Source organism: Actinomycetota bacterium (assembly GCA_005774595.1).
Lineage (GTDB): Bacteria > Actinomycetota > Coriobacteriia > Anaerosomatales > D1FN1-002 > D1FN1-002.
The window spans coordinates 1-9,003 of the sequence record VAUM01000054.1; the positions used below are offsets into that span (position 1 = coordinate 1).

Genomic DNA, 9,003 nt, shown 5'->3' on the forward strand with positions numbered 1-9,003 from the left:
CCGCCTGCTCGGTCAGCACCACGGGCGCGTCGACCGCGGCGGCGATGCCCGCCGCCACGAGCGCGTCCGCACCGGCGCCGCCCGAGGCGATGACGACCGACCCGCCGGGGCGCGGGTACCCGCCGCCGGCGTCCGCGATGGCGAGCGCGGTCCCGTAGCGGTCGGCGCCAGCGTAGCGCACCACGCGCGGGTCAGCGGCGTATGCGCCGCGCGTGCGGGCGGCGTCGTATGCGGTGCGCAGGTCCGTGCCGGCGCTGCGCCGCACGTACAGCGACTCGACGTAGTGGCGCCCATAGCTCGGGTACGTCGTGACGTACTCGACCTCGACCCGGTAGACGCCGTCGGCGAGCCGCGAGGTGATGTACCGCTGTGTGTATCGGTGCGAGGCCCCGGGCTCGACACAGATCTTGTAGCGGACCGCCTCGTGGACCTTTCGGCCCGACGGGTCGTACACCCGGAAGTACAGCGTCCCCTGGACGGCGACGTTGCCGAAGTTCTGCGTGTACTGGTTCGCGTAGATGCCGTCGCCGTACACGTCACACACCGCGTAGGTGCGACCGTCGCGGATGATGGCGCCGACCGCCCCGGTGGGCGTGCCCGCCCAGGCGATCGCCGACTCCATCCATGCGCCGAAGACCTCTCCCTGCGGCACGCCGGAGGTCTTGGTCGGCTGCGACCCCAGCCCGTACCAGTTCATGTTGGGCAGCATCTCGGTGCCGAAGAAACCGAAGTACACGGCCCTCCCGTTCAGGTACTCCGCGTACGAAGCACCCGAGTGCGTGCCCGGGTAGTCCTTCGACTTGTACGAGGCGCCCGACTGGCTCGGCTGGGTGTCCGGCACGAGGTTCATGAACCGCTTGACGTTGGTGTTGCTGCCGACCTCCTTGGCCAACTCGATCCACGCGTAGCGGTTCGGGTAGGTCGCGGAGCCCGCGTCACGCCACATGTTCATGTCCGACGAGGAGTACCCGCGCGCCTGCAGGATCGCCTGGGCGCCGGTGAGTATCGACGTACCGGCCACGGGGGTCGTGTGGAAGTTGAACGGCCCCATATCGTCGATGAAGGTCATCTGGTAGGCCTCGGACAGCGGTCCCCATTCCCAGGCGTTGTTGCCGAGGATCGCGAACCAGTGGTCGCCGAACTCGGTGCCTGCATAGTCGGGCGCGACCCGCGGCGACGCCATCAGGTTCACCACGCCGCCGCCCTCGCCGACGTACGTGACCATGTTGCGGCTCGCCTGCGGCGTCATCGCGAACACGGTCTGCAGCACCACGACGTCGTACTGACGCAGCGTGTTCAGGTTGTCGAGCGCCGAGTCGGGGATCTGCGTGACGTCCCACCCGCGTCCCTGCAGGTAGGTAGTGACGGCGTCCTCGCGCACGTACGGGTCCACGCCGCGGTTGTACTTGTCGAGCCAGTACTTGCTCACGGCCGAGCGCACCACGGCGACCTTGATCGCGGGCGGCGTGTACGCGGCGAGCGCCACCGACGGCGCGGCCAGCAGCGCCGCGGCTGCGAACAGCGCGGCGAGCGATATCCGGATCGTGGTCCTGGGCTGCATCTCGTCTGCTCCGTTCGAGCGGGGCCGGTCGTGTCCCCCGCGTGAGGTAATCGGCATCCGCGCGGCCACGCATGAGCCGCCTCGTGACGGCGCGTGACCGCGCGCACAGCCCTCTCAGCGCGGCGGGATGCGGTAGACCGTCAGCGGATCCGTCCCGCCGAGGCGCGTCGCGCCGAGCAGCGCGGGAAGGCGGGACGTCGAGTCGGCCACGAGGTAGTCCGCCGAGAAGCGCTCGAGGAGGCGCCGGTAGGTGGCGTCGTCGTACGGGAACGTGGTGGTGAGCGCGAGCTCGGAGCGCGGCGAGACCGCGTAGTCCGCCACCCAGCGGGCGTCGAACGCCGTGTCGAGGACGACGGAGGCGTACGGCGGGACGAGCGGCCCGATCGCGGAGCGCGCCTCGGCCCGGCGCGCGGCTTGCGCGAGCGCGTTGACCGGCCAGCGGTCGGCCCAGGGCGCGAACCGCGTGATGTCGAACACCCGCATGCCCGGGTGGAACTGCACCTCGAGCGCGGTCACAGCGTTGCGCGCCAGTTCGCGTGCGAACACTCCCAGGTCGAACGCGGGCGCCGCGAGCAGGGGCCACATCCGTCCGGGCCACCGGACCACCAGCCACAGCGCGAGCGCGACGAGCATGCCCGAGAACGGCTCGGACATCCCTTGCCCGGTCACCCAGAAGCCGACCGGGATGAAGAGGTACGCCGCCGCCGCGCCCAGCGCCGTCCATCGCCCGGTGAAGCGCGCCGACGCCAGCCCGGCGAACAGCGCGCCGAGGAGCGCGCAAAGCACGTTCACCAGCAGCATCGCGTCGAACAGCTCCGCGACGGGCAGCACACGCGCCGCGGCCGCCCAGACGCGCAGCACCGGGACGTTGTGGATGAAGGGCGGCTCGTTCCAGTACTCGTCGCGCGGCACCGAGAGGAAGTACGGGAAGACCTCGTGCGTGATCGCGGGCTGGTCCGTGGCGAGGGCCTCGGTGTCCTCGACGTACCAGTACTGGTCGGAGCCGCGGAACGTGGGCGCGGACCAGGCGGTGAGCGCGACGTACGCCGCGGCGGCGAGCGCGACCGCGGCGGCGAAGGCGGCGGTCGCGCGTCGGGTGCGATCGGGCGGGCGCTCGGGCATGCGGCTCCGGATGCGGATCGGGGGCGTCGCGCGGCGATCGTACGCGCAGGCGCGCAGGCGCGTCACGCCCGCCACCGGGCGCGAGCCGCTACTTCTCGGCCTTCCAGGCGTACAGCATGCCGTCGGCCGCCCCCACCAGCTCGTCGAGCGTCTCGCCGTCGTCGGGGCTGACCGCGATGCCCGCGCTCGTCCGGATGGGCAGGCTGCCGTCACCGACGTCCCACTCCGCCTCGCACAGCGCCTCGTTCAGGCGTCCGAGGGCGACCATCGCCTCGTCGCGATCGGTGTGCGGGAGCAGCACGGCGAACTCGTCGCCGCCGAGCCGCGCCACGGTCGAGTACGAGCGCATCGACGTGCGCAGGATCTCCGCGAACTGCACGAGCACCCGGTCCCCGGCCTGGTGGCCGTGGGTGTCGTTCACGACCTTGAAGTCGTCCATGTCCAGCAGGATGAGCGCACAGTGCCCGCCCCGGCGCGCCCGCTCTGCGAGCTCGCGGACGGCCTCGCGCTCGAAGCCGCGTCGGTTGTCCAGATCGGTGAGGTAGTCGTGGTGCGCGGCGTGGCGCAGCGCCTCCTCGGCGGCCTCGAGCCGCTCGAGCGTCGTGTTCACGGCCGTGGCGACGTCGGAGATCTCGTCGCTCCCGCGCACGCTGACACGCTTCGGCGCCGTCGGCGCCGCGCCGATGGCCGACAGCTCACGATGCAGTTGGGTCAACCGCCCGAGCACCATGAGGTCGAGGACGGCGTACATGCCGAGGCCGAAGAGCAGGACCAGGCCGAGGATGGCCCAGCCGGCGTACTCGAGGGTCGCCATCGCGTTGATGAACTCGCTCCGGCGTTCGGTGACGAGGATCCGCACCGCGGGCTTCCCGTCTACGCCCAGCAGCGTCTCGCGGCCGGCGACGGTGCGGTCGTCGACCGCTTCCACGTAGACCTGGTCCGGAACGTCGCCCGATGAGTCCCCCTCGCGCGGCGGCTTGAGCTTCACGTCGAGCATCGTCACCTCCTCGAGCGACGCGAGGTCCGACGCGCCGAGGACGTGCGCGATCACGAGGACCCCCCGGGGCGGGGCCGACCGGTCGCTGCTGGTGACGGGCGCCGCCGCGACGAGCGCGGGACCCTCTCCGAGCAGCACCGCTCCGCTCCGCTCGCCGTCGGCGCCTTCGCGGATGACGCGGGCCGCGACCGCCTCGATCGCAGTGACCGTCTCGCGCGGGAGCGTGCCGTCCCCGCCCGCGATGTGGCCGACGCTCCCGGCCTCGTCGACGAACGCCATCAGGTCGAGCCGCAGGGCGGCGAGCGCCGGGGTGGTCAGGTTCGACACCACATACCAGTCCGGGTAGCCGTCCATGAAGGCGTAGGTGTCGTCCCACGCGGCCCGGTCGGCCACTGTCGCGCGCAGCCCCTGCTCCTGTGCGTCCAGCGCCGCGGCCGCGCGCCGCACATCGTTGCCGACCTTCTCGCGCTCGACGGCCGTGTAGCTCTCGACGGCGGTGTGGCGCATGCCCCGCACCAGCACCGCGGCAAGCACGAGGAACAGGGCGACGACTATGGCCGGGACGCGGAAGCGCAGCGGCCCCCACGACGCTTGCCTCACCACGTCTCCTCCGCGGATGCGTGAACGGACGGACGCCGCAGCGGCGTTTCCCCCGGGCGACCGCTGCGTCGTGCTTCTCGACGGACGGCACCCGCCATCCGTAGAATCACACTCCGTCGTCCAGAGTACCCCATGACGTCCCGCACCGGCATCCCGCCTTCGCACCTCCGCGAGGCCGGCATGCTCGACCGGACCGCGAAGAGAGGCCGAGAGCGTGACCGTGCGCACACCGCAGGCGAGCGTCCGCACACAGATCGTGGCTGCGGCGCTCATGTGGCTCGTGGGCGCCTCGATCCTCCTGGTGCGCGGTGTGATGTACGTGCACGACCGCGAGTGGCACTCGTGGGCGCTCGCGGCAGGGCTCGCCCTCGGCGTGCTCAAGGCCCGGCTGCTGCTCGACAGGGCGGCAACGAACGCGGTCGCGCGTATCCGGTCGCGCGGGAGAGCCTCGCTCCTCGGGTTCCTGTCCCTGCGCTCCTGGGGGCTCATCGCGCTCATGATGGGCGGCGGGATCGCGCTGCGCACCCTCTACGTGCACCCGGACCGCATCGGCGCGGGCATCCTCGGCGCGGTCTACATCGGCGTCGGGACGGCGCTGGCGCTGGCCGACCGCGTGTTCTGGCACGAGGCGATCCGGCTCCCCGATGACGGGCCCACGGAGCGGCCGCTCAGCTCCTGACGAGCTCCTCGACCAGCCCGAGCGCGAGCCGCGCGGCGGTGCCGACGGCGGCAGCCACCTCGGGGGTGCAGCTCTCACAGAAGGTGCGGTCGTCGGCGACCTGCACCGCCACCACGCGGACCACTTCGGGCATCCGGTGGCCCATCGCCCTGCCCAGCGCGAGGGCGGCCGGCAGGTCGACCTGATGCGCCGCGACGAGGTGCAGCGAGGGCTCGAACTCGTCGAGGCCACGCACCACGATCTCGCCCGGAGCGAGGCCGGGCAGGCGCGCCGCGTCCACGACGACGGCCGCGTCGTGGTCGCCCAGCACGTCCACGAGCGCGAACCCCGCCACCTCGGCCTCGGCGACCTGGGCCCCGAGCGCTCGCGCCTCGCCGGCGATCGCGCGCACCACGAGCACGCCGACGCCGTCGTCGGAAAGCAGGGTGTTGCCGAGACCGAGCAGCACGACGGAGCGCTTCGCGCCCCCGTGCGGGCTCACGGCAGGTACTTCCTCGCGATGACGACCGCACCGCCGTCGAGCTTGTTGGAGACGAACAGCTCGTCCGCCAGCCTGCCGATGGCCCCGAGTCCCGCGCCGAGGCCCTCCCCGCGCGCGATCGCCAGCTCCTCGACCCGGCGCCCCCTCGAGACGCCGTCCATGAGCGCGTGCTCGATGTCGTCGAAACCCGGTCCGTCGTCCGTGGCGGTCAGCTCGATGCAACGCGCGGGTTGCTCGCTGTACGCCGCGTGGACCTCGCCGCCGCCGCCGTGGCGCAGCGTGTTGCTCGCCAGTTCCGCGGCGATCAGCTCGACCTCACGCACGGCGATCGGGTCGAGCCCGCAGGCCAAGGCGAGCACCGCGCACCGGTGCGGCCAAGCGAGCACGTCGGACTGGCGCCGGATGTGGCCGGTTATGCTCGAACGCATCGGGCACGCCCACGTGCGCTCGGTCATGCCGCCGTGCGTCCTCACGCCGGGGCCTCGGCCGCGTAGCGCACCACGATGCACGTGGCGTCGTCGTGCGCCTTGCCGTAGTGCTCCAGCAGGCGCTCCGCGATCTCCTGCGCGGTGCCGTCCGTGTAGCGCTCGAGGTGGATGCGGCTCGACAGCCCGTCGGACGACAGCGAGAAGAGCAGCTCGTCGGGCAGGCCGAACTCGAAGCGGAGCACCTTGCGGACGCGATGCCCGACGATGCCGGGCGCGGACACGGGGTGGATGGAGCGGTCCGCGTGCGCCTGGAAGTGCACGTTGCCCACCCCGCTGGTCTCGATCCGCCTCCGCGCGAAGTCGAGACGCACGATCGTCGCCGCGGCGCCCCGTGTGTGCGCGAGACGCCGGCCCGCGTCGGCCATCATCGTATCGAGGGGGACGTCGTCGGCGCCCTCCACAGACTCGACGAACGCGTCGGCCGCCTCGGCGGCGTTGGGCCCGTGACCGAGCCCGTCCACCACGGCGACGAGCAGGCTGTCAGGGCGCGAGACGACCGCGAACGCGTCGCCCGAGACCCGCTGGCCCAGAGCGGGGCGACGCACCGTACCTATGTCCAGGAGCATCAGGCGAACTTCCTCGCAATGATCGTCGTTCCGCGTCCCGGCACGCTGTCGATCTCGAACTCGTCCATCAGCCGCTTCGTGCCGACGAGACCGATGCCCATGCCGGAGCGGGAGTTGTACGCTCCCTCCATGATGGCGTCGAGGTCCGGGATGCCGGGGCCGTTGTCGACCGCCTTGACCTCGATGCCCTTGCGGCCCTCCCGGATGGCGCGCAGCTCGATCGAGCCGCGCCCCGCATACGCGATGATGTTGCGCGCGAGCTCGGACACGATGGTCGCGACCTTGACCTGCTCGACTGCCGCGAACCCGAGCGCGCCGCACATCTCGCGCGTGATGCCGCGCGCCGTGACGATGTCGTACTCCTCGCGCAGCTCGATGCGGCACAGGTCGCCGGCGCCCTGCGCGGCGCCCGGGGCCGGCGCTCCTGCCGATGCGCCGAGCGCACTCGCAGCCGCCTCCGCACCGCCGCCGAGCGACATCGCGGCGATCGCGTTGCGCAACGCGTGGACGGCCTCCTCGGCGCGCTCGGGTTCCGCGACGAAACTGCGGATGCCCGATTCCATCGCAGCGGCGAGATCCATGACCTGCGCCTGGCTCGCGTACTCGACGTCGAGTCCACACTTGGTCACGGCGACCGTTGCGATCGATCGCGCCACGATCCCGCCCGTGATCGGCCTGATGGCCTCGACGGCGGCGTCGCTCACGCGCGCTACAGGGACCACGTGTCCTCCCCGTCGTCCCCCGCGATGTCGACGGCGCAGCGGCCGTGATGCAGGTACTCGAACGCCGACTCCATCTCGAGGAACGGCGTCACGCCTTCGAGGTCCATGCCCATCTCGACGAGCGTGATCGCGATGTTCGGGTCGAGCCCGCAGATGACGGTGGTGACCCCCATCAGGCGCGAGATCATGCCGATGTCGCGGATGGTGCGCGAGATGTAGCTGTCCATGATCTCGACGCCGGACACGTCGATGATCAGGCCGCTGGGACCGAGCAGCTGGATCTCGTTGGCGATGTCGTCCTTGAGCTGCAGCACGAGCCGATCGGACAGCTCCACTTGGATGGAGACGATCAGCGTGTCGTAGAGCTTGATGATCGGTATGTGACGCTCTTCGACCACAGCTCGGCTCACCCCTCGGCGGCGAGCCGGCCGCCTGCGCGGCTCTGCTCCATCTCGCGCAGGCAGAAGCGCAGGCCCTCCTGCAGGTTGCGCAGGGTGTTGATCGAGGTGAGGTCGACCCCGAGCTCCACGAGCGTCTGAGCGACGGCCGGGCGGATGCCGGTCATCACGCAGCGCGCGCCGAGCAGCTCGGCGGACTTCATGACCTTCACGAAGTGGTCCGCCGTGCGCGTGTCGACGATCTCGACGCCGGTGATGTCGAGGATCACGTACTTGCAGCGGCGCCGCATGATCTCGTCGAGCAGTGATCCCATCATCTCCGCGCTGCGGCGCGAGTCGACCATGCCGATGACCGGCAGGGCGAGCACGTCGTCCCACAGCTGGAGGATCGGCGTCTGCAGCTGGCGCACGAGATGCTCCATCGCCGCCTGCGTGTCCTCCTGGCGCTGGATGGTCGCGATCTGCGCCTCGATGTCGGCGATCGTGTCGTTCAGCGCGCGCCCGAAGCTCGAGATCAGGTCGTCCTCGCGCGTGAGCAGGTCCTCGCCGACCCGCGCCGCAAGGTTCCCGCGCCGCACCTCGCCGAGCACGTTGAAGCACTCGGCCATACCCAGCGCGAGGTTCATCGTCGCCTCACGGTCCTCGCCGAGGTGGTCGTCGACCGACTGCAGGGCGGCGTTGAACGCGTCGCGCAGGCGCGCGATCCCCTCATCGGCCGTGTCGACGCTCACGCGCTCGCTGTACTCGCCCGCGGCGATGCGGTCGAGCGCGGCCAGCAGGGCGTCGAAGTCGCCCCTGCCCATCGAGACGGACCCGTTGTCCTTGGCCATCGGATGCTCCTTCTATCGCCTCGTCGTCAGAACCGGATCTGGGCGACCGACATCTCGCCCTCCTTGGTGATGGCGAGCAGGGTCTTGCCCATCCGGTCGCACCATTTGCGGACGTCCTCGTCGAACGTCGCGCAGTCCGCAGAGACCTCCATGATGTCGCCGGGCTGCATGTCGGGCATCGCCGTGGTGATCTTCAGCACCGGCTGCGGGCACCGCAGCCCCCTCGCGTCGACCTGCTTCGTAGCCATGTCTTTACCCCCGCCTTTCCGTGTCGGATCGTGCCTACCGAGTGCACCGGGAACCTGCATCGTGCAGACCCCGGACCTCTGCCGTCAACTGCGCGTCCGTGAACCCCTTGGCGGCGATGGCCGCGGACGGGCACATCGCGACGCACGTGCCGCACCCGTGGCACAGCAGCTCGTTGACCACGGCCCGCCGCTTCTCGGCGTCGAACGAGACCGCCTTGTACGGGCAGGACAGCACGCACAGCGCGCACCCGCCGCACAGGTCCTCGTCGACGACCGCCACGGTCGCCTCGCGCACGAGCATCCGTCCCTCG

At 71.2% G+C, this 9,003-nt stretch carries 12 protein-coding genes; 1 reads left to right on the forward strand and 11 read right to left on the reverse strand.

Annotation, left to right across the window (positions count from 1 at the left end; all coding sequences use genetic code 11):
• The 3 genes from FDZ70_03625 to FDZ70_03635 form a co-directional block, all read right to left on the reverse strand.
• Nucleotides 1–1,630 (reverse strand): cell wall-binding repeat-containing protein (locus tag FDZ70_03625; protein TLM78836.1); only part of this gene is annotated, 1,630 nt, incomplete at its 3' end.
• 45 nt (nt 1,631–1,675) lie between these two features.
• Nucleotides 1,676–2,758 (reverse strand): hypothetical protein, encoded by a 1,083-nt coding sequence (locus tag FDZ70_03630; protein TLM78837.1) that lies wholly within the window; start codon nt 2,756–2,758, stop codon nt 1,676–1,678.
• 13 nt (nt 2,759–2,771) lie between these two features.
• Nucleotides 2,772–4,778, reverse strand: a complete 2,007-nt coding sequence (locus tag FDZ70_03635) for a diguanylate cyclase (GenBank protein TLM78838.1) — start codon at nt 4,776–4,778, stop codon at nt 2,772–2,774.
• A gap of 1 nt (nt 4,779) precedes the next feature.
• On the opposite strand from FDZ70_03635, the gene FDZ70_03640 reads away from it, so the two are divergent.
• Nucleotides 4,780–4,959 (forward strand): hypothetical protein, encoded by a 180-nt coding sequence (locus FDZ70_03640; GenBank protein ID TLM78839.1) that lies wholly within the window; start codon nt 4,780–4,782, stop codon nt 4,957–4,959.
• Here FDZ70_03640 and FDZ70_03645 read toward each other — a convergent pair.
• The 8 genes from FDZ70_03645 to FDZ70_03680 form a co-directional block, all read right to left on the reverse strand.
• Entirely contained in the window at nt 4,949–5,440 is a 492-nt protein-coding gene (locus FDZ70_03645; protein ID TLM78840.1) for a hydrogenase maturation protease, read from the reverse strand. The genes FDZ70_03640 and FDZ70_03645 overlap by 11 nt on opposite strands.
• Nucleotides 5,437–5,895: an anti-sigma regulatory factor gene (locus tag FDZ70_03650; protein TLM78841.1), complete on the reverse strand. Its 459-nt coding sequence runs from the start codon at nt 5,893–5,895 to the stop codon at nt 5,437–5,439. Before FDZ70_03650 ends, FDZ70_03645 begins: the two co-directional genes overlap by 4 nt.
• 14 nt (nt 5,896–5,909) lie before the next feature.
• Nucleotides 5,910–6,494 carry a stage II sporulation protein E gene (locus FDZ70_03655; protein ID TLM78842.1) on the reverse strand — a complete coding sequence of 195 codons (585 nt, stop codon included), beginning with the start codon at nt 6,492–6,494 and terminating at the stop codon, nt 5,910–5,912.
• On the reverse strand, nt 6,494–6,973 hold the full coding sequence (locus FDZ70_03660; GenBank protein ID TLM78847.1) for an anti-sigma regulatory factor: 480 nt from the start codon (nt 6,971–6,973) through the stop codon (nt 6,494–6,496). The genes FDZ70_03655 and FDZ70_03660 overlap by 1 nt, the downstream gene beginning before the upstream one ends.
• 230 nt (nt 6,974–7,203) lie before the next feature.
• Nucleotides 7,204–7,992, reverse strand: coding sequence for an STAS domain-containing protein (locus tag FDZ70_03665; protein TLM78843.1), 789 nt, complete (start codon nt 7,990–7,992; stop codon nt 7,204–7,206).
• The gene (locus FDZ70_03670) at nt 7,623–8,444 is read right to left on the reverse strand and encodes an STAS domain-containing protein (GenBank protein TLM78844.1); all 822 of its coding nucleotides are present in this window, start codon (nt 8,442–8,444) and stop codon (nt 7,623–7,625) included. Before FDZ70_03670 ends, FDZ70_03665 begins: the two co-directional genes overlap by 370 nt.
• Nucleotides 8,445–8,470: 26 nt before the next feature.
• Nucleotides 8,471–8,692 carry a sulfurtransferase TusA family protein gene (locus tag FDZ70_03675; GenBank protein ID TLM78845.1) on the reverse strand — a complete coding sequence of 74 codons (222 nt, stop codon included), beginning with the start codon at nt 8,690–8,692 and terminating at the stop codon, nt 8,471–8,473.
• A gap of 34 nt (nt 8,693–8,726) precedes the next feature.
• The gene (locus FDZ70_03680) at nt 8,727–8,993 is read right to left on the reverse strand and encodes a 4Fe-4S dicluster domain-containing protein (GenBank protein ID TLM78846.1); all 267 of its coding nucleotides are present in this window, start codon (nt 8,991–8,993) and stop codon (nt 8,727–8,729) included.
• Between the last annotated feature and the right edge of the window lie 10 nt (nt 8,994–9,003).